Genomic DNA, 19,009 nt, shown 5'->3' on the forward strand with positions numbered 1-19,009 from the left:
CGCGAATGTCAGTTTCGCGACAGTTGCAAAAGGTTGCGGCGCTGTAGCGAGATGGTGTCGCCGTGTGTCCGTGGCGGCACAGTGGCGAAATAGGCCATGGCCGCCTAGATTGGCGCATGAGCACCACCCATTTCTACGAGCCGGCGCAGGGGCACCGCCTGTCGCATGATCCATTCAAGGCGATCGTGGCACCCCGTCCGATCGGCTGGGTATCGACCGTCGACGCGCAGGGCCGGGCGAACCTCGCGCCGTACAGCTTCTTCAACGCGATCGCCGACACTCCGCCGATGCTCGCCTTTTCGTCGGTGGGGCGGAAGGACAGCGTCTCGAATTGCGAGGCGACGGGCGTGTTCGTCTGGAATCTCGCGACGCGCCCGCTTGCCGAACGGATGAACGACAGCGCCGCGCCGCTTGCCCATGGGATCAGCGAGTTTGCGCGGGCGGGGCTGACGCCGGCGCCGTCTCGTCTGGTCGAGGCGCCCCGCGTCGCCGAAAGCCCGGCCTCGCTCGAATGCCGTGTCGTCGACATCCATCGGCTGCGCGACCTCGACGGCGCGGCGATCGACAATTGGCTGGTGATCGGTCAGGTCATCGGCGTCCATATCGACCGTGCCTTTCTCACCGAGGACGGCCTGTTCGACACGTTCGCGGCGCGGCCGATCCTGCGTGCCGGGTATCGCGCGGACTATGCCGAGATCGGGCACGAGGCGAAGTTCGAGATGGTCCGGCCCACCGCCTAATCCCTGCGGGCGAGGCCGCTGGGGCCGCGGCGCGCAGATCTCCTCCGGCCGTATAATAATAGAGACGTCAACGGCTTCCGCCGCGATGCGGTCTCGGCTTATGGTCGCATCTCGATAGGCGGGGCGGGGATGAGCATGCGGCGTGTAACGATGATTGGCGGCGCAGCGGCGCTCACTCTCGCGGCGGCGGCGCACGCCGTGCCGCCACTGGCGACCGACCCCTTCCTTGCGCTCGAGCAGGTCGATGGCGCGCAGGCGCTGGCGACCGTCAAGGGCTGGAACGCCTGGACGACCGACAAGCTCGAGAAGCTGCCTGGCTTTGCAGGGTACCGCGCGCGCGCCGAAACGCTGCTGTCCGATGATCGTAAGATCGCGGCACCCAGCCACATTCTTGGCAGCCGCGTGCTCAACTTCTGGCAGGACGCGGCCCATCCCCGCGGGCTGTGGCGGATCTCGCGGCTCGACGCCTTCGCGGCGGGCAAGCCAGTCTGGCGGACGCTGATCGACGTCGGCGCGCTCGGCAAGGCGGAGGGCAAGCGCTGGGTGTTCAAGGGCGCGACCTGCCTGTCGCCCGCCTATGTCCGCTGCATGGTCTCGCTGTCCGACGGCGGCGGCGATGCGGCGGTCGAGCGCGAATTCGATCTCGACACGGGCGCGTTCATCGCTGGCGGCTTCGCGCTGCCCGCCGCCAAGAGCGGCGTTGCCTGGGCGAGCCCAGACGCGCTCTATGTCGGCACCGATTTCGGGCCGGGCAGCGTCACGGACTCCGGCTATGCCCGGATCGTCAAGCTGTGGAAGCGCGGCACGCCGCTGAGCGCCGCCACGCTGATCAGCGAAGGCCGGACCAGCGACGTCTCGGTCGCTGCCACCACGCTGGTCGACGGCGCGCGGACCTGGCCGATCGTGCAGCGTGGGATCGACTTCTACCGTCACGAACTCCGCCATATCGCGCCCGATGGCCGGCTGGTCGCGTCGCCGCTGCCCGACGATGCGGACGTCGCCGATGTCATCGACGGCCGGCTGATCGCGACCCTCAAGAGAGCGTGGAACGGCCATCCGGCGGGCGCACTGATTGCCTATTCGATCCCGGATCTCCTTGCCGGCAAGCCACCGGCGATCGAGACGGTGTACATCCCCACCACGCATCAGGCGGTCGAGGAGGTGTCGAGCAGCCGATCCGTCCTGTGGGTCAAGCTGCTCGACGACGTGTCGGGGCGGCTGCTCGCGCTGAGGCGCGGGGCCGACGGCACGTGGCGCGGCGATGCGGTCGGCTTGCCCGACAAGGCGACCGTCCACCTGGCAGCCACCGCGCCCGACAGCGACATCGCCTTCGCCACCGTCGAAGGCATGCTGACCCCGCCGACGCTGTTCAGGGTCACACCGCGTGCGGCACCGGTCGCGATCCAGGCGCTGCCGGCACGCTTCGATGCGTCGACGATGACGGTCGAACAGCGCTTCGCCACCTCGAAGGACGGCACGAAAGTCCCCTATTTCCTGGTCCGCAAGAAGGGGACACGCGGACCGGTGCCCGCGCTGATTCACGCCTATGGCGGGTTCGAGCTGGCGCAGACGCCGAGCTACCTCATCTCCGAACCCTATCGCTCCGGCCCGCTCGGCCTGTTCTGGGTGGAGGAGGGCAATGCCTATGTGCTCGCCAACATCCGCGGCGGCGGCGAATATGGCCCCGCCTGGCATGACGCCGCGCTGCGCGACAAGCGCCAGAACGCCTATGACGATCTCTATGCGGTCGCGCAGGATCTCGTCACCACGGGCGTGTCGCAGGTCAAGCGGATCGCCGTCTCGGGCCGCTCCAACGGCGGGTTGCTGGCGTCGGTCGCGATCACGCAGCGACCCGACCTGTTCGGCGCCGCGATCATCGGCTCGCCGCTCACCGACATGAAGCGCTATTCGCACCTGCTCGCCGGCGCTTCGTGGATTGGCGAATATGGCGACCCCGACACGCCCGCCGACTGGGCGTTCATCTCGCGCTACTCGCCCTATCAGGCGCTCAAGCCGGGAGTGAAATATCCCGTCCCGTTCATCTACACCTCGACGCGCGACGACCGGGTCCATCCCGGCCACGCGCGCAAGTTCGCCGCGCGACTCGAGGCGGATCACGACCCGTTCTATTACGACGAGGCGATCGAGGGCGGGCACGCCGCCGGCGTAGAGCCCAAGGAGGATGCCGAGCGCGTCGCGCTGGAGACGGTCTACCTCAATCAGGAGCTGCCGCGATGAACACCCTCCGCCTGCTCGCCGCGCTGCTGCTCGCGACGCCCGCCACCGCCGCCACCTTCGAGCTCAAGCCGACCCCGCAGACCGTCGCCTGGGGTCATTATGACGCCAGCTCCAAGCCGGTGCTGACGATCCAGTCGGGCGACACGGTGGTGATCCACACGCTGCTCACCAACAGCCCGACCGGGCTCGAAAAAGCCGGCGTCGCGCCCGGGGATGTCGAACCTGCGCTCCGCGCCGTGTTCGACGGCGTGCCGCAGTCCGAGCGCGGTCCGGGCGGCCACATCCTGACCGGGCCGATCGCGATCGCCGGCGCGGAGCCCGGCGACACGCTCGAGGTGCGCATCCTCAAGATCGATCTCGCCATCCCCTATGCCTATAACGCCTTCCGCTACGGCGCGGGCTTCCTCACCGACGACTTCCCCTATGCGCGGATGAAGATCGTGCCGCTCGACGCCAAACATATGCTCGGCCGCTTCGCGCCGGGAATCGACGTGCCGCTCCATCCCTTCTTCGGCAGCATGGGCGATGCGCCGCCGCCGAGCTTCGGCCGCTACGATTCCGCGCCGCCGACGATCAACGGCGGCAATATGGACGACAAGGCGCTGGTCGCGGGGACGACGCTGTTCCTGCCGGTCCACGCCGCGGGCGCGCTGTTCCAGGTCGGCGACGGCCATGCCGCGCAGGGCAATGGCGAGGTCGACATCACCGCACTCGAGACGTCGCTGGTCGGCAGCTTCCAGTTCGTGCTGCACAAGGGGGTGAAGGCGCCCTATCCGCGCGCCGAGACGCCGACATCCTATATCGCGATGGGCTTCGACGACGACCTGTCCAACGCGACGCGCAAGGCGCTGCGCAATATGATCGACTTCCTGGTGACCGAGAAGGGGATGGCCCGCGACGACGCCTATATGCTGGTCAGCGTCGCCGGCGATGTCGAGGTGACCGAATTGGTCGATCGCAACAAGGGGGTGCATGTCGTGCTGCGCAAGGCGCTGTTCGCCGGAAAGTGAGCGTTGACCGATCGGTCCCAGCGGTGGCATGGGGCATCGCAGCGCGGGTATAGCTCAATGGTAGAGCACTAGCCTTCCAAGCTCATGTATTTGGCAGTTTTCTGCGGGTTTCGGTTGTAAACTGCAGAAAAATTGGCGACGCGAAATCAACGACTTAGCAAAAGCGCTGTAAACCGATTTTGGAACTCATCGGTCGATGCTCGGAGCGTATCGTGCGCGCTTGGCTAAGGTTGGTTCGGTCTGCTCGTGGTCCAAACTGGCAGCGTGCAGGCCGAGCACGAAGCAAGCACCAGCCGAGCCTTCCTGGAGCTCGATAGAGCTCTCAATGGATGCGAGCAGCGAGCGCACGATCGGCAATCCGAGATCAGTGCCGCCGATTGCGCGACGGCTGGTGAAGAACGGTTCGAAGATGCGTTTCCGATCGGCGGTCGGGATGCCGGGGCCATCATCAGCGACATCGAGTGTGATGCCTTCCCCTCCCGATCGGGCATGCAGGCTGACCCGCGTGGTCCCAGCTTGTCTGCTGTTATCGACCAGAGGATGACCGCGGTCTCAAGCACAGCCGGGGAAACTGCAGCGACCAACGCGCCGTCGACTTCGACCGATACGAAGAAACGGTCGGCACGATAGGCATCGGCCGCGCGACAAAGGATCGGCCCCAGCTCGGTCGCACTCTTCTCCCCGCGCCCGGCCATGTCTGCCCGGGCCAGTTCCAGCAAACGCGTGACGAGCAACGCCAGGCGGTTAGCGTCAGCAGCTACGTTGGCGAGGAAGCGACGGCGATCCGTCTCGTCCATGCTGTCGCCGTGATCGTCGAGGATCTTGATCCCACCACGGATGCCAGCGAGTGGCGTCTTGAACTCGTGGCTAACGGCGTGGGCGAAGTCGCGCAGGTAGAGCGAGCGACGCGCGATCGCTTCGGCCATGCGCGCGAAATCAGCATAGAGCGCCTGGATCTCGACCGCCTCCGTGGCCGGAGACTCTGGATCTTCACCGGCCCCCAGCGCGACGCGACTGGTCGCCTCGCTCAACGCCTTGATCGGCCGCGCGATGCCGCGTGAGAGCAGCCCGCTCAGCACCACCAGCGTGCCGAAGATCAGCGCGATGCCGAGCGGGATCTTGCCACGATCCTCATAAAGTCCTCGGAATAAGGCGCGTGGTGAGCGAGACAGCAGAAGGACGCCCACCACATGCCCGTCGACATTTACTGGCCGTGCGTGATGGATGCGCAGGTCCGATGCGCGGCTTAGCCATTCCAGCGCGTAGCGTTGGCGATACGCGCACGGTATCGGGGAGGCCGTGAAGGGCGCTCGCGACCTCGGGCAGCTCGTAATAGCTCGCACCGGCGTGCGGACTGCTCAGAATGCGCCCCTGCTCGTCGAGCAGCAGGATCGAGGCCAGCGTCGTTCTCGCCGTGGCGCTGAGTGTCTGAGCAAGGCGACCGGCGGCGATGAGCGCATCTGGTGCCAATACGCTGCCGGATGGCACAGGATCGGGGCGCTCCGACAGCACTGGCGTGGCGCGCAGGTCGATGGTCGAGAGCGTGCCGCCTGCCACGCCCTCCGGATCGGCTGGCTGCTCCTCGGTCTCCTGCGCTTCCCTGGCGCCCGGCTAGTCGACAGCTGCGACGGCCGCCATGGCGGCGCCCTGTGCGACCAGCTCGGCCTCGGTCTGGCGGACAAGCGTGTTCTCGTAGACGCGCAGGAACAGCGCGCCAAAGCCGGGCAGCGCTGCCACGGCAAGGAAGGTGAGCAACAGGATCGAGCGGAGCTTGAGCCGCGGCCAATGCCGCTGGATCGGCGCCTTCAGCGTTTCGATCATGTCTCCCAGGCGCCGATGCGATAGCCGATGCCGGGTCGGGTTTCGATCAGGTCCTTGGCGCCGAGCCCGGCGAACTTGGCACGCAGATTACGGATGTGGCTGTCAATCGTCCGGTCGGTGAGCGCGAAGCCGGGGCCACGCAGCCGGGCGACGATCGCGTCGCGCCTGAACACCTTGGAGGGCATCGTTGCCAGGGTGCGCAGGATGCCGAACTCAGTGACAGTCAGCGTCACGATCACACCCGGCCACTGCGCCTGCCAGCCCTCGGGATCGAGCGTCAGACGGCCGTGCTTCAGGGTCGTTGCCGCTCGCTCGACCTCTGGTGGGCGCCCGCTCACCCGACGCAGGATCGCCATCACGCGCGCCACCACCTCCCGTGGGCTGAATGGCTTGGTGACGTAGTCGTCGGCGCCGAGTTCGATGCCGAGGATCCGGTCGATCTCGTCGTCGCGGGACGAGAGGAAGAGGATCGGCGGATCGCCCTTGCCGCGAAGGCGTCGACAGACCTCGATCCCGTCCATCCGCGGCATGTTGATGTCGAGTATTATCAGGTCCGGACGATGCGCTTGAGCTTGCGCCAGCGCTGCTTCACCATCCTCCGCCTCAAGCGTGTCGAGCCCCGCCTCGGTGAGCGCGAAGACGAGAAGCTGGCGGATATGCGGATCGTCATCGACGACCAGGATGGTACGAGGCATGGGGCACAGGATCATGGCTTCGCCGCCTTGGTCAATGGGGCGGGTGCCGGCGGCGCGGCGAGCGTGATGCTGCCATCACAGGACCAGGTTGCAAGGTCGGCCGGTTTGCGCGCAGGCCGAGTAGCTCGCGGCCCGAGAGCCGCTTCGGCCTGCTCGAGCCGACGAGCGCCGCGCCACGTCCAGCTGCGCCAATCGGATTGCTGTTCGACGAGACCACCGTCCTCGTAGGACCAGCTGCCGGTCATCACATCCTCGCGCACTCGAACCACGGGACCCCTTACCGATTGCGGCAGCGGGTGGCGTTCCAGCTCCAGCAATGCGGGCAGCGACGAGGACCCGAGCCGGTCGAGATAGCAAAGGTCGAGCGCTGGCCCCCGACCAACGACCTCACGTGCATGCCGGACGTTCCAGACGGCCGCTACAGAGCCCCAGTCGACAACGGTTGAGACCGCCAACACGGCCGCCGCCGCAATAGCGTTGGTGTTGATCAGCCAGCGAGCGCTTCGACCCGCCAGCATCCGTCACAGGATCAACGCGAGGCCCAGGGCGACCAGCCCCATCCAGAGCAGCGCGGCGATGCGCAACAGCGTTAGCGAGAAGGCTTCGATGTAGTAGCAGGTACGCAGGATCGAGGATGCGACGAGTAGGATGTTTTGCCCGACCCACAGCGTCACCAATCGGCGGATCGCTGGGTTGACGGCGGTAGCCGAGCCCGGCTTCAGCGTCGCCAATACGAACACACCAGCGAGGATCGCGGTGACGATCAGCGGGTAGGCGCCCTGATGTGCGTAGTCCGCCATTGTGGTGCCAGAAGGTAGCCCCGCACCGCTCCACAGGAAGGCGATGTCGAGCTCGTTCTCGATCGCGAAGATGATGTTAAAGAGGCCAAGGGCGATCAGCACCGAGGCCATAGACGCGCCCGGCAATGTGATTTCGGCATCAGGCAATGCGGTGACGATGCGGGTAGGCCAGCGGCTCGGGCGAAGGGTCGGCCAGTAGAGCGCCATCATCGCCATCCAGAAGACGACCTCACCTATGGACGGCGGGCAAATCGCTGCGAAGACGCTCGCGATGATAGGGTTGGCGCTGGCGAACAGCGCTACGAAAAGCGCGCCCATCGTGAGCGGTAGCGCCAGGATCGCGGCCACCGCGCGCGCCCTTATCCGCCCTCGATGGGGACGCAAGCGAAACAGGCGCAGTAGGTCGATCAGCGGCGTGATGGGACCCGTCACGCCATGCGCCAGGACGCGCACCAACCAACGCCAAGCGTCGTCGAAGCGCGCCACTCGGGGAAGCAGTGCAGCAATTGAAATCGCTACCCAGAACAACATCCAGTCGATCAGTCCCGGAGCGTTTGCCGCGATCAGCGCGAAGGCGCCGGCCGCCCCTGCTGCGAGAAGCGCGGGACCGCGTCGGAGCGCGGGCCGGACAGCAATCATCACGATCGTCCACGCCAGCATTAAGCCACCCAGCCAGGACCCTACCTCGCCGCGAAACAAAGCGTCCGCCGCCGCGATAAGCGGCAGGACGACCACTATCTTGGCGAGGAACAAATAGCGTACGTTACGACGTTGCATGGTCTCCCGATCAGCGAGAGACAGGCTGCCGCCATGTCATGCAGCGGCTGTGCCGATGGCCAAGGAGACAAAGTGCAGATCGCGTGCAGGAGGCGATGTCGCGCACTGCCACGCGTTCCTCGATTCCCCCGCCGAGCCCTCGATGCGCCTACGGCGGACGGCGGAGACCACGATCGGCGTCTGCCGCCGTGACACGGTATTTCGGGCGAAGCACGATCTCAAGAAAATGTGTCAGGGAAAGGCCTAAACCGTCAGACAATGACGCTTTCCACCGTGTCAGGAAGGACACCGCTGACACAGGTTCGGAATTAGGCGCAATACCGCTAATCTGGGGCAACCAGATTAGCTTGCGGATTTCGCTTGTCGTGGCTGCCGAGGCAGCCACTTCTCGTGTCATCACCGTTTCCGGTGCGATCACGCGAAGCGTCCCTGACATGTTTTGTCGTGCTTCGCCCGGGTCCTCCCATGCGGCCGAGGCCACATCTCCGGAAGGCGCATAAACACCGACAACGCGGATGCCGCGGCAGCGGCACGGCGTATCGATTTACAGGGAAGATAGCTCGCGATTGCGAAGCCTGAGGCGATAAGAAAAGCCGCGGACGGCCTCCGTCGACACGATGGCCGTGTAGGCGAAATCCTCATGCGGAGGCGTTCCCATGCCCGTTCGTCCAAGCGATCTCGTATCCCGCGTATCCATCCTGATGTGCCAGCCGATTATGGCTGCGATCGCATCGGAAAACACCGTCTCGCTGAAGCCTATCGGTGGACTCCCAGCGCCATGTTTTCAACTGCCGGATCTCCACACGATCATCGCCGCGACGCCCGTCAATGCGATCGACATTTTTCGTGCCGAAGCGATCGTGACCGCCGTCAAGAACGGCGTCGACGTCGCGTTGATCAGGCACGGGATGTGGCCTGAAACGATCGATGAGGTAAGCGTCGACGTGGTCCTAGGACGCAGCTGCCCGGTCTTTATGTTGTGGCACCTGTTCCCGTATCTGACCCCTAACGGGGGCTACTGGTTGGTGCCACCCAAGATCGGTGCCGGACCCTCGGTCATGGTGGACGAGCAAGGCCTCTCTCCGTCTGCAATACCGCCCTATCACGATGCCGACGAACGAGCTGCCGGCGTCGGACGCGCTGCTCGAGAAACCGTGCTCGCCGTGCGCCGACTGCGGCGCTCGTAGGGCAATCGCAACGACAACGATCGCCTCGCGACATACCTGCTCGCGAGGCGCCGTTGACGACGGAGACCGGCCAAGCGCCGACCTATTCGGAAGAGGATGACTGGGAAGATTTGGAGGCGAAGGTGCTTCGCCCGAGATGAGAAAATCGAAGGTGAGGCTGACCCCCTAAACGAAGGACAGCATCATGAAGACCTTTACGAACAAGCGCGCGGTGGCGTCCGCGTTTGAGCATCTGATCACGACGGCCAACTTCTCGGCCAAGCCTGATCGGATCCTGATCCAGGCATGCACCGGGAAGGCCGGAGACGCGGTCGAATTCGACGACGAAGATGGCCTCGACAAGCTGCACGTCATGATCGATGACGCCGGCCGGATCACCGTCGATGTCGGCATCGCCACACACTGGACGACCCAGTGGCAGGGCACGTTCCGGCCCGCCCGAACAGCGTCGGGACTACTTGTGCTGACCGGCCGGCAGCGTGGCAGGCCGGCATACGTTTGCGTCGAAGATGGGCGCCTGCATATTGACCGCGACACGCCCTTCCTCTCGCTCGCCGACGAGGCCGCGGCAGTCGCGGAATGCGCTTCCGAACTGGCCGCGTACTCCGTGGGAGGCCGCTGAAATGGTCAAGCGTATGTCGTCTCTCGGTGCCTCGCCGGTCAGCCCTGCATGGTCGGACGCCGCCGTCATCAACGCCGACAAACCCTTCGACGAACGCAACCCTCACACCTGGCTGCGTTTGCGCGGGACACCGACCGGAACGGCGGGCCTTCGGGTGCTTCATGGGACGCTACGCCTTAAACTCGGCGACCGTCCGCAACGCCTCAGCGTCGAGGAGTTCTGTCGTCGTAAATGCAGGCCGGTGGACAGTCCGGATCCGTTGGCGACGACCGCGCTGCGTGCGGAGGTGCTCGTCCCAGCCGGCGTCGATGACGCCTATGCCGACCTCGCCTTGCTACCTCGGCTTATCGACCATTCGTTCGCCCGCGAGGCTAGCGGCGCGACCGCGATTCTATGCTACTGCACGATCACCGACCCCGGCGTCCGGCATCTCCACCAGCAATGGAGTACTGGCCGGCAAATGGTTGCCGACCTGGTAGCCCGCTTCAGCGTGCCGATGCTGCTGGTCCAGCATTCGCCCGAGCGGAGCGGGTCAGGCAACGCCCCGCATCTTCATATAATGGGAGCCGTCAGGAAGCTGTCGTCGCGAGGCTTTGGCGTCCAAGTCTCAAGCCTAGTGGGTGACAAGGCGCGCGACGTGTTCGTGGCAGCTTGGCGAGACCATACTCAGGTTTGACGTAGATCCTGAGCGGCGCGACCACGACCATGCCGTGTCCCGCCGCCCGAGGCCGCGCCGCTGATAAGGAGGGAATTTGGGAAGGGTTGAATGAGGACCGGGAGCTTGAGGGAAATGTCCTTCAGCAAGGTCCGAAGGAGACCAACACCATGATGACGACCCCGATCGATGAACTAATCATCGCCGCCTATATGCGGGCGCTGTCGATCGCTTTCGAAGGCGAGGCCGCGAGCAGCAACAGGATCTTCACACAGGCTAGCATCGGCTTCGATCCCGTCGTCATAGGCGAGCGCTGCCGCCTGATCGACGCGGCCGCCGCCGAAGCCATCGTGGGGATCTTCGATCCTAAGCGTATCCAAGACGGACCCGCCTTTGTTGGCATTTGCCTCCGTGACCGAGGTATGGTCCGGCTGGATACCGGACATCTGTGGATGTCCTCTGACGAACGTGCGGTTCTGATCGCGTCCGATGGCTATCTGAAAGTTGAGAGCGGCCGATTCGTCCGCCATTCCGGCCGACCGACGCGGGATTTGACGCAAGGTAAGGCTCGAGCGCGCCGCAAGCTGGCTGAATTAGCGTCGGTTCGTTCGAGCGAAGGCGTCCTCGTAGTGTCGATGGGGTAGGACCGCACGACATTAAGTTAATATAGTCTATTTAGACCTATGTGCATATGTCAGTTATACATTGGCCAGCATTTCGACTGAGTGGCGACAGCATCTTAGTCACTAGCATGGACGGGCTCGGACGAACTGTTCTTGAGCCGGCAGATATTTCGTCGGCTTGATCTCATTAAGTCCGACCTCTTCGGTGCTAGATTGGCTGTCCCACTCATCGGAAGCACCAGTAACTAGACTGGGAGATCCCCTTCAGGTGAGCCCGGCTCCGCCACGAATTTGCCGATTGCTTGCAAAAGCGCAACGAGGCGGCGATCGGCAACGTCGGTACCGTTGCTGAGCGAAGCCGCGAGGCGCATAATCGCGCCCATCCGCTGTTCCGCATCGTCGGCTGCTTCCATAGCATCGTGATCGTCCGGCTGGATTTCGAGAAATTCGAATAGTCGATCAACCGGCTCTGTGCGCAGAGCGAGTCGGCGATGGGCGGCGAGGCTGACCACAGGCTGTGAAACCGCGGCCCCTTCGATTATTTTGCTGTAACTTCCGTCGCTTATGCGCCGCGCAGCGATGGCGCGCGACAATCTCACAATCTCGCGTTCGCTCATTCGACTTTTGGCTTTCGGTCGGCTCATATTCGTATTAGTATTCGAATATGATTGAAATGGAAATGGTGCTGGCAGAAGCCGCCTCCTCGCCGCAAGGTCTCCTGATGCTCGCCCCGGTGCTTCAGAACTGGCTTCATCCGCACGGGGAGGGGGCGCTGTCATCGAACGTCGGCGCTGCGGACCTCGCATTCCAACGTTGGTTCCGTTTCAAGGAGGCCTATTCGCCTCGCATCGTCATGGACGCGATCCGCGAGAACGGCAGGAAGGTTCAGCGTTGCATCGACCCGACCGGAGGCTCCGGCACGACCGCGTTGGTGTGCTCTTTCCTTGGGATCGAATGCGACACCGTCGAAGTGAACCCCTTCATGGCCGACCTCATCTCCGCGAAGACCCGCATCTACGACACTGCGAGTCTTGCCGTCGACGTTGCCGAAGTGATCGCCGCGCGACCGAAGTCGGACTCGCTCGCGCGCTACGCCGAAGCCCCGGCCACGCTCATTGAACCCGGCGAAAACGAGCGGTGGGTCTTCAATCTGGCGGTGGCACGTCAAATCGGCGCATTCGCCGACGCGATCGAGCTCGCCGATCCCCGCAACCAGCCGTTCCTGCGCGTGATGCTGGGTTCGATCCTGCGCGATGTCAGCAATGTCGTCGTGAACGGGAAGGGACGGAAGTACCGGAAGGGCTGGGAGCGGCGCATCGTCACCGCCGCCCAGGTCGTCGACCGCATGAGAGACGCCTGCAAGGCGGCCTACGGCGATGTCGTTCGCTACAGCTCCCGCCTCGAGGGCGAAGCAGTCGTGCACCTCGGAGATGCCCGCGAACTGGTTGCCGATCTGCCCGACGCTGATTGCGCGATCTTCTCCCCGCCGTACCCTAACAGCTTCGACTACACCGATATCTACAACCTCGAGTTATGGATGCTCGGCTATCTGCGATCTGCCGCCGACAACAGGGGACTGCGCCTAGCAACGATGCACTCGCACGTGCAGCTCAACCGACCCGGTCGCGTACCGGCCGGCCGGTCTTCGACATTGGAGGCGGCGTCGATCGGGATCGAACGCAACCGCCTCAGCCTCTGGCACCGCGGAATACCGGAGATGCTCAGCTCCTACTTCGCCGACATGGAAGGTGTGATCTCCGACCTAGCTAGCGTCATCCGGCCGGGTGGACTGATCACGGTTATCGTCGGCGGCAGCAGCTACGCGGGCGTCGCCGTGGACGCCCCCACCATCATCGCCGAGCTCGGGCGCAGCATGGGCCTGGAACTCGTACGCCACACAAATCTGCGGTCGATGCGGCTTAGCGCACAGCAGGGGGGGCAGTTCGGACTTTCCGAAGATGCCGTCGTCTTCCGCTGCTGACGCGTCTCAGCGTTTGAACGTCGAGACGATCGCCAGAACCTTCCGTGCGTCTGTGAAGTGGCCGACGGACAGACCCTTGGCCTTCATGTCATCGATCGCCTGCGTCACGCCGCTTTCGTGATAGTCTTTCTTGACGTCCAACGGTCGGTCGCCCGCCTCGGCGAGAGTCGCGGTATCGAACCCGTCCGGCCAGCTGTCAGCCAGCGCCGCCACCGACAAGGCCATCCAGGAGTCGATCCGGCCGCCTTCGTTCACTAGCAGAGCGACGCGAGCGCGGTTGCGGACGCGGGCGCGCCGTCGGGGTTCGCCCTCTAGCCAGGTCTCGACTTCGGTCGCAGCCTGAGCCCAGTCGTCAGGCGGTCGATAGGCGTAGTGCCGCTTCCTGATCTGTTCCACGCCCAATTCGAGCACCATCAGTGTCAGCGCGGTCAGGAAGACGAGCGCCGCTTCGCGCCGGACGGGATCGACCGCGACGTGCGCCAAACCGAACGACACGATCAAAACGCTTACGACGAAACCGCGCAGAAGCGTGGACACCCTAGGCAATCCCACGATCCGACTAGGCGGTACCGCGGGATCGACGTCCGGCAGGGGCAGCTCGATCTGAACGACCCTATTGAGATAGTCCTCTGCCAGGGGCCCGGCTTCGACGCCGTCCACGGCGAGGTGAGCGACGGCGTCGCTGGCGATGCTCGTGAGTAGGACCTTCCGATCGTAGGCTAGCAGGAATGCCAACCGGTTCGCGCGCGGATGGGCCGAAAGTTGAGCGATAGCGCTCAGGACATCGGTGACGTGGCCGGGGGTGCAGCGATCCAGGTCCTCAACGAGGACTATGAAGCGCGAACCCCACGGCTGTGCGGCGCCGAGAACGTCGAAGTCGTAGGCAAACCGCTCCACTGAGCCGATCGCGTCCGTGCCCGTCGGACCTAGCAGCGCAGCGAATCCCGCCGCGAACGGCTTCGAGATCTTCGAGAAGGCGTAACCGATGACTGGGAGCCCGAAGAGCCCCAACCCGGCGGCGAGCTTCGTCGGGTCGGACTCCACGACGCGCTTGGTCAGGTCGCGGACGTCGGGGAGAAGATAGAGCGCAATGATAGTCAGGAGCGGCGTCAGGATCGCGAGAACCATCGGCAGCGACTGGCGCCGGAGCTTCGCTAACGCGATCCGCCAAGATGCGCTCTGCCAGTCGCGGCGCAAGGCGGTGGCGATTGAGAACGAAAGGTTGGCCAGGAACTGGTCCTGGGTCGAGCTGCGCCAGGCGCTGACGAATACCTCGCGATGACGTCGAAAACGCGTGAGCTGCTCGACCGCAAGAGCGAGTGCACTCGACTTCCCCGTTCCCCAGCCCCCGTCCACGCCGATGACCACCAAGCCGGCCCCGCTCTGCGCGTCGACGATCTTCGCTAACGTTTTTCCGAAGCGGCTCCGGCCATATCGGTCGTCGCCGGCCCGCGTGACGGGCGTCGTCCCCTCAAGAAGGAGCGTCGCCTTCCTACGCGCCATGTCTAAGCGACATGGCGGTGGCGCAGGCTGTTCGGCGCGACCGCGCACTCCTGCGAAGACGGGACGGATGTCGGGCAGGAGATGCAGCTCATGAGCGCAGGCGGCTCTCCCTGTCCCGTCTCGGCGACGGCGATCGCCAGCTCTCGCTGGATACGGCGTCCCGCCGCAGTCGGGCTTCCTACCCGCGTCCCGATCGCCTTCAGACGCGCTGTGAAGCCGTTGGCGGTCACCTTGACCTGAACCTCCCGCTTGTCGGCAGAAACAGAAAAGCCGGTCTGATTAAGCCCCATCTCAAAGCGCAGATACATGTAGACCGCATTGCGGTAGATGATGCTCGCGTTCGGCCTGAGCGACCCTGCATCGAACATCAGTGCGCCAAGGCCGCTGGCGCGGTTCAGGCCCGCGTGGAAGTTCGACAGCGCGTTCTCGAGCTCGGTCATTCCACTCGCCGACCAGTTCGCAGACGGCTGCCGGCACAGTTTGATCGGGACCACGTGCACGGATCCGGCGCATGGAATCCTGACATGCGCGACGCCGGTCGTCGGATGATAGGTGACCGAGACGTCGTCGGCATACTGCTTGTCCTTCAGCGCGTCCTCGTGGCCTTGGACGTTGCCGAGATCCGACGCCCCCGGCAACAGGTTCGCTCTGGAAAGCGTCCGATTGCAAAGGTGGATCGAGCCCTGCACGAACTTTCCGTGATTGAGCTTCACGGGCACCCCCTTCGCGGCAGCCGATTGCCGCAGATAGTCGATGCTTACCAACGTCACCGACTGACCGTTCGCGAGTTGGCCCTCAGCAAGGCGATCCAAGAGCCAATCCAGGACCTTCTCGATGAACTCCGTCCGGTCATCGAAGGCGGCATGGGCGAAACCGTATTTCGCGCGCGCCGCGGAGATCGCAGCTGAGTCGAGCGCGCTCATGCGGCGCGCCTTGCCTGAAGGAACTCGAAGTAGAGCGCGATGCTGTCGCGAGCATCCGGCCTAAGGCCATCGACCTCGTAGTCTGCGACCTGGCGTGCGGTATTGGCCGCCTGGTTGTCCGTCACGATGTTCCGAATATCGCCCCTGCGCAGCCGGTCGTCGCGGAAGAGGGCGTCTTGCTGAACGATGTCGTCGGCGTCGTCGGGGTCGAGCTCCGCGAAGCCTATCACTAGGTCCCGGACGAACCGCGCCGTGGCCCTGCCCCAGCTTGTGGCCCGCAGCCGGTCCGCGACCCGTACGCCGTCGTCGGTGATCCAGTAGCCGTTGGCGTCCCATCCCAGGTCGGCGACGCCGTCGCGCGTCTCCGTCGCAACGAAGCCTCGCACTACGAGGGCAACAACTTCGTCCTGCGCTTCGGGATAGAAGGGACGGTCGCGGTGCTTAAGGATCTTCGGAACCGGCTGATCCATGCCATGCACCGGCGTGAGCACAGCGCAGTAGAACAGCAATAAATGCAGCCTCTCCTGCGACACCGGAGCAAGGCCGAGGCGCCCAGCCTGCTCCAGCAAGAACAAAAGCCATCCCTGGAGGCGGTGGGGGCTCCCCCCAAACTGGATAGGATCCGCTTCGGTCATTCGTCGCCGCCGGGGGCGGAAGGCTCCGGGGCCGGCGGGGAACCGGCTACGGCGTCCTCGAACCGATCGTCGTAGAACTTTTTGTTCAGACGGTAGGCCTTGGTCTCACGAGCCACGTTGAGGAGGTTGAGCGCGCGCGCGCGCCTGATCTCGGTGGTCTCGAGGTTTTCCGTGGTCCCGAGAAGCTGTGCGATCATCTCCTCGCGTGTCAGGTTGCTCGAGGCCAAGAGCACGTTATCAGGATCCGCGCTTGCATAGTCGCGCAGCAGGGCGCCAGCCTTCCCCACGAAGAAGGCGTCGAGGCTGGCCTCTGGCGTCTCGACGACGAGCATCGAGGGCCTGCGCTCCGACGCGACCCGCAGCAGCGCCATCCGGAATGCGAGGTCAATGAACTCCTTCTGTGACTCAGAAACGGCATCCGCATCGACGCGTTCGGTCGGCGAGCCCTCAGCTCCGGAAGCCAGATATACCTCGAACGCGGGCCAGTCGATCTGCTCGTCCGACTGGGCGACCTTGCCTTTCCGGTCCGATCGGTAGCGGAGCTCGCAGTCCTCCACCATGAAGGAAGCCGCGTAGCTTTCGAAGGCCTCAATTATCGCGTCGCTGCGTCTCTGCACGTATTCTTGAGACCGCTGGACAAGATCGTCGTGCCGCTGGACGTGCGCATCGAGATCCGACCGCAGCGAAAGCACCTCCGCTTCGATCCCCTCGAGCTTCGCTTGCAGCTCGAGCGCGAGCCTTGATCGCTCGGCCAGCGTCGAGAGTTGGTCTCGTCGACGCCGCGCCTTGTCCAGCCTTGCGGTTGCATCCAGAAGATCGGCGTTCGCCTTCTGGTAGGCCTCGCGCACTTCCGACGACCGCTGGTCGATGCTCATCGTCGTCTGCCGGGCCGTCTTGGCCTTCGCTTCGGCGGCATGCAGTCGCTCGAGAATGGCGTCACCGAGAGCCGGCACGTTTTCGGGAAACGAGGTGTCGGCCTCGCAAACAGGGCACTGATGCCGCTCCATGAGGGCCCGTGCGCGATCATAAGCGCTCTTCTCGGTATTGCCGCACACGAGGCAGCCCTCATGCGATTGCAGGGCCTGAAGGATGAGGTCCCCCGGTGACCTGACCTCAAGGAACGCCTGCTGGAAGTAGGCGGCCTCCTCGCGGCGAAGAACCGTCTGCGCGTCGAACGCCTCGGCGCGCGCGCGCAGCGCCGCATTCTCAAGATCGTCCATTTCCCTATTGAAGTAGGACCGCTGAGCATGGAGATCGTCGCGCGCGCTTTCCAGGTTCGCGACTTCGCTTACAACGAGCCCCAGCTGCTCACCCTCGCTCGTCGGCTCGGGCAGGTCGGCAAGCCTCGAAGCGAACTCGTCTCGGTCCTTGTTAAGCACCCACAGCCGGTTGCGATACTGGCTGTCGGCCCTAAGAAGATCGTTGCGGGCGGCCGAGATGGCCTCGGACAGCTCTTCGTCGACCAGCAGGATCCGCAGGATGACGAACTGGCCGTCCGGGTTCCAGATCAGCGGGACCTTGTCCTCGAGGAAGAATATCAGGTTCCTCACCACGAAGTCGAAGTCGTAGCGATAGCTGCTCGACTCGCGGGTCTTGGCGCTGCTCACGTTGAAGCCCATCAGCGTAGCCAGCACATCCATGAGCGCTTCATCCGTCGCCACCGGATCGATCGTCGCGAGAGTCTCATGTCCGTCGAGGGAATAGCCGATCAGGGCGAGATCCTTCAGGGACCTTTCGATCCTGATCGTCCTGTCGCCGAACTTGAACGTGGCTGACGCGGTGGCGGACATCGCGTCGTCGGCCGCGCGGCGCCGGAAGAAGTCGAAATTTGTGCTCCGTATGACCGTGGCCTGCTTACGCCCCGGGCGGATCCGATCACCCTTAGCGGGATCGTAGGGGCCAACAAGCATGCGGAACACGACGTTCAGAAGGGTCGTCTTGCCGACGCCGTTGATGCCGACGATCAGGTTCACGCCAGGAAGGAAGCGGTGAGCGAACCCGCCGGAATGTTCATTAACGTATGGTTCGTATCCGCTGACGGAAAGCTCCGTCAGGCGTGGAAAGACTATCTCGCGCAAATTCGTGAACCCCCAGCGATCCGCAACGTGTGACTCGCCAAGAGCGACAGAGGTGGCTCGGCAAATCTGGACAGGCTGCTAAATGGAGTTTCTGCCTGAAGGTGGCCAGCATGGCTGCCGAACAGGAGATCAGATGACGAAGCGAACACGCCGGAACCACAGCCCGGCTTTCAAGGCGAAGGTGGCCTTGGCTGCCGTGAAGGGCGAGAAGACGCTGGCCGAGCTGGCGCAGCAGTTCGACGTTCACCCGAACCAGATCACGACGTGGCGTGGCCAGCTGCTGGAAGGGGCCGCGACGGTTTTCGGGTCGGAAGGCCATAGCGAGCCGGCCGAGCCGGCGATCGACGTGAAGACGTTGCACGCCAAGATTGGCGAACTGACGTTGGTGAACGATTTTTTGTCCGGGGCGCTCGGCAAGGCGGGACTGTTGCCGAGCGCAAAACGATGATCGACCGTTCGCACGCATTGTCGGTGACACGGCAGGCGCGGGAGTTGGGGATTAGCCGCGGCAGCGTCTATTATCTGCCCAGGCCGACCACGGCTGCTGACCTCGCGATCATGCGGCGGATCGACGCGCTGCACATGGATTTCCCGTTCGCGGGCAGCCGGATGTTGCGCGACCTGCTTGCCGCCGAAGGCATCAAGGTTGGCCGGCTGCACGTCTCGACGCTGATGAAGAAGATGGCGATCGAGGCGATCTACCGGCGGCCGAACACCTCGA

At 64.3% G+C, this 19,009-nt stretch carries 16 protein-coding genes and 3 pseudogenes; 9 read left to right on the forward strand and 10 right to left on the reverse strand.

The window, feature by feature from the left end; translation table 11 throughout:
- The first annotated feature begins 116 nt into the window (after window positions 1–116).
- The 3 genes from Q0326_RS04580 to Q0326_RS04590 all read left to right on the forward strand — a co-directional run bounded on the left by Q0326_RS04580 (window position 117) and on the right by Q0326_RS04590 (window position 3,988).
- Entirely contained in the window at window positions 117–740 is a 624-nt protein-coding gene (locus tag Q0326_RS04580) for a flavin reductase family protein (protein ID WP_298687595.1), read from the forward strand.
- A gap of 135 nt (window positions 741–875) precedes the next feature.
- The gene (locus Q0326_RS04585) at window positions 876–2,978 is read left to right on the forward strand and encodes a prolyl oligopeptidase family serine peptidase (protein WP_298687597.1); all 2,103 of its coding nucleotides are present in this window, start codon (window positions 876–878) and stop codon (window positions 2,976–2,978) included.
- Window positions 2,975–3,988: an acetamidase/formamidase family protein gene (locus Q0326_RS04590; RefSeq protein ID WP_298687599.1), complete on the forward strand. Its 1,014-nt coding sequence runs from the start codon at window positions 2,975–2,977 to the stop codon at window positions 3,986–3,988. The genes Q0326_RS04585 and Q0326_RS04590 overlap by 4 nt, the downstream gene beginning before the upstream one ends.
- 186 nt (window positions 3,989–4,174) lie before the next feature.
- Here the strand turns inward: Q0326_RS04590 and Q0326_RS04595 are convergent, their stop codons facing one another.
- The 5 genes and pseudogenes from Q0326_RS04595 to Q0326_RS18045 all read right to left on the reverse strand — a co-directional run bounded on the left by Q0326_RS04595 (window position 4,175) and on the right by Q0326_RS18045 (window position 8,081).
- Entirely contained in the window at window positions 4,175–4,525 is a 351-nt protein-coding gene (locus tag Q0326_RS04595) for a sensor histidine kinase (RefSeq protein ID WP_363303690.1), read from the reverse strand.
- 218 nt (window positions 4,526–4,743) lie between these two features.
- Window positions 4,744–4,914 (reverse strand): annotated as a pseudogene (locus Q0326_RS04600) (histidine kinase dimerization/phospho-acceptor domain-containing protein); the annotation flags it as partial.
- Between the two features lie 685 nt (window positions 4,915–5,599).
- Window positions 5,600–5,809, reverse strand: coding sequence for a hypothetical protein (locus Q0326_RS04605; protein WP_298687601.1), 210 nt, complete (start codon window positions 5,807–5,809; stop codon window positions 5,600–5,602).
- Window positions 5,806–6,519, reverse strand: a complete 714-nt coding sequence (locus tag Q0326_RS04610; protein ID WP_298687603.1) for a response regulator transcription factor — start codon at window positions 6,517–6,519, stop codon at window positions 5,806–5,808. Before Q0326_RS04610 ends, Q0326_RS04605 begins: the two co-directional genes overlap by 4 nt.
- Window positions 6,516–8,081, reverse strand: a pseudogene (locus Q0326_RS18045) (DUF4173 domain-containing protein). Before Q0326_RS18045 ends, Q0326_RS04610 begins: the two are co-directional and overlap by 4 nt.
- 656 nt (window positions 8,082–8,737) lie before the next feature.
- Between Q0326_RS18045 and Q0326_RS04620 the strand changes: the two are divergent.
- The 4 genes from Q0326_RS04620 (at window position 8,738) to Q0326_RS04635 (ending at window position 11,189) form a co-directional block, all read left to right on the forward strand.
- Window positions 8,738–9,268: a hypothetical protein gene (locus Q0326_RS04620; RefSeq protein ID WP_298687605.1), complete on the forward strand. Its 531-nt coding sequence runs from the start codon at window positions 8,738–8,740 to the stop codon at window positions 9,266–9,268.
- Window positions 9,269–9,452: 184 nt separating this feature from the next.
- Window positions 9,453–9,890 carry a hypothetical protein gene (locus Q0326_RS04625; RefSeq protein ID WP_298687607.1) on the forward strand — a complete coding sequence of 146 codons (438 nt, stop codon included), beginning with the start codon at window positions 9,453–9,455 and terminating at the stop codon, window positions 9,888–9,890.
- A 1-nt stretch (window position 9,891) separates the two neighbouring features.
- Window positions 9,892–10,566, forward strand: a complete 675-nt coding sequence (locus Q0326_RS04630; protein WP_298687609.1) for a hypothetical protein — start codon at window positions 9,892–9,894, stop codon at window positions 10,564–10,566.
- Between the two features lie 149 nt (window positions 10,567–10,715).
- Window positions 10,716–11,189 (forward strand): hypothetical protein, encoded by a 474-nt coding sequence (locus tag Q0326_RS04635; protein ID WP_298687611.1) that lies wholly within the window; start codon window positions 10,716–10,718, stop codon window positions 11,187–11,189.
- Window positions 11,190–11,413: 224 nt separating this feature from the next.
- Here the strand turns inward: Q0326_RS04635 and Q0326_RS04640 are convergent, their stop codons facing one another.
- Complete coding sequence (locus tag Q0326_RS04640; RefSeq protein ID WP_298687613.1) at window positions 11,414–11,785, reverse strand: hypothetical protein; 372 nt, start codon at window positions 11,783–11,785, stop codon at window positions 11,414–11,416.
- Window positions 11,786–11,832: 47 nt separating this feature from the next.
- Between Q0326_RS04640 and Q0326_RS04645 the strand changes: the two genes are divergently transcribed.
- Complete coding sequence (locus Q0326_RS04645; protein ID WP_298687616.1) at window positions 11,833–13,149, forward strand: hypothetical protein; 1,317 nt, start codon at window positions 11,833–11,835, stop codon at window positions 13,147–13,149.
- A 6-nt stretch (window positions 13,150–13,155) separates the two neighbouring features.
- Here the strand turns inward: Q0326_RS04645 and Q0326_RS04650 are convergent, their stop codons facing one another.
- The 4 genes from Q0326_RS04650 to Q0326_RS04665 form a co-directional block, all read right to left on the reverse strand.
- The gene (locus Q0326_RS04650; RefSeq protein WP_298687618.1) at window positions 13,156–14,652 is read right to left on the reverse strand and encodes a P-loop NTPase fold protein; all 1,497 of its coding nucleotides are present in this window, start codon (window positions 14,650–14,652) and stop codon (window positions 13,156–13,158) included.
- Window positions 14,653–14,654: 2 nt separating this feature from the next.
- Complete coding sequence (locus Q0326_RS04655) at window positions 14,655–15,575, reverse strand: hypothetical protein (RefSeq protein ID WP_298687620.1); 921 nt, start codon at window positions 15,573–15,575, stop codon at window positions 14,655–14,657.
- The gene (locus Q0326_RS04660; protein WP_298687622.1) at window positions 15,572–16,144 is read right to left on the reverse strand and encodes a hypothetical protein; all 573 of its coding nucleotides are present in this window, start codon (window positions 16,142–16,144) and stop codon (window positions 15,572–15,574) included. The genes Q0326_RS04655 and Q0326_RS04660 overlap by 4 nt, the downstream gene beginning before the upstream one ends.
- A gap of 62 nt (window positions 16,145–16,206) precedes the next feature.
- A complete protein-coding gene (locus Q0326_RS04665; RefSeq protein WP_363303688.1) occupies window positions 16,207–18,183 on the reverse strand; it encodes a hypothetical protein in 1,977 nt (658 codons plus the stop codon).
- 238 nt (window positions 18,184–18,421) lie between these two features.
- On the opposite strand from Q0326_RS04665, the pseudogene Q0326_RS04670 reads away from it, so the two are divergent.
- Window positions 18,422–19,009, forward strand: a pseudogene (locus tag Q0326_RS04670) (IS3 family transposase); the annotation flags it as partial.

The sequence above is a fragment of the uncultured Sphingomonas sp. genome (assembly GCF_937859915.1).
Taxonomy (GTDB): Bacteria; Pseudomonadota; Alphaproteobacteria; order Sphingomonadales; family Sphingomonadaceae; genus Solisphingomonas.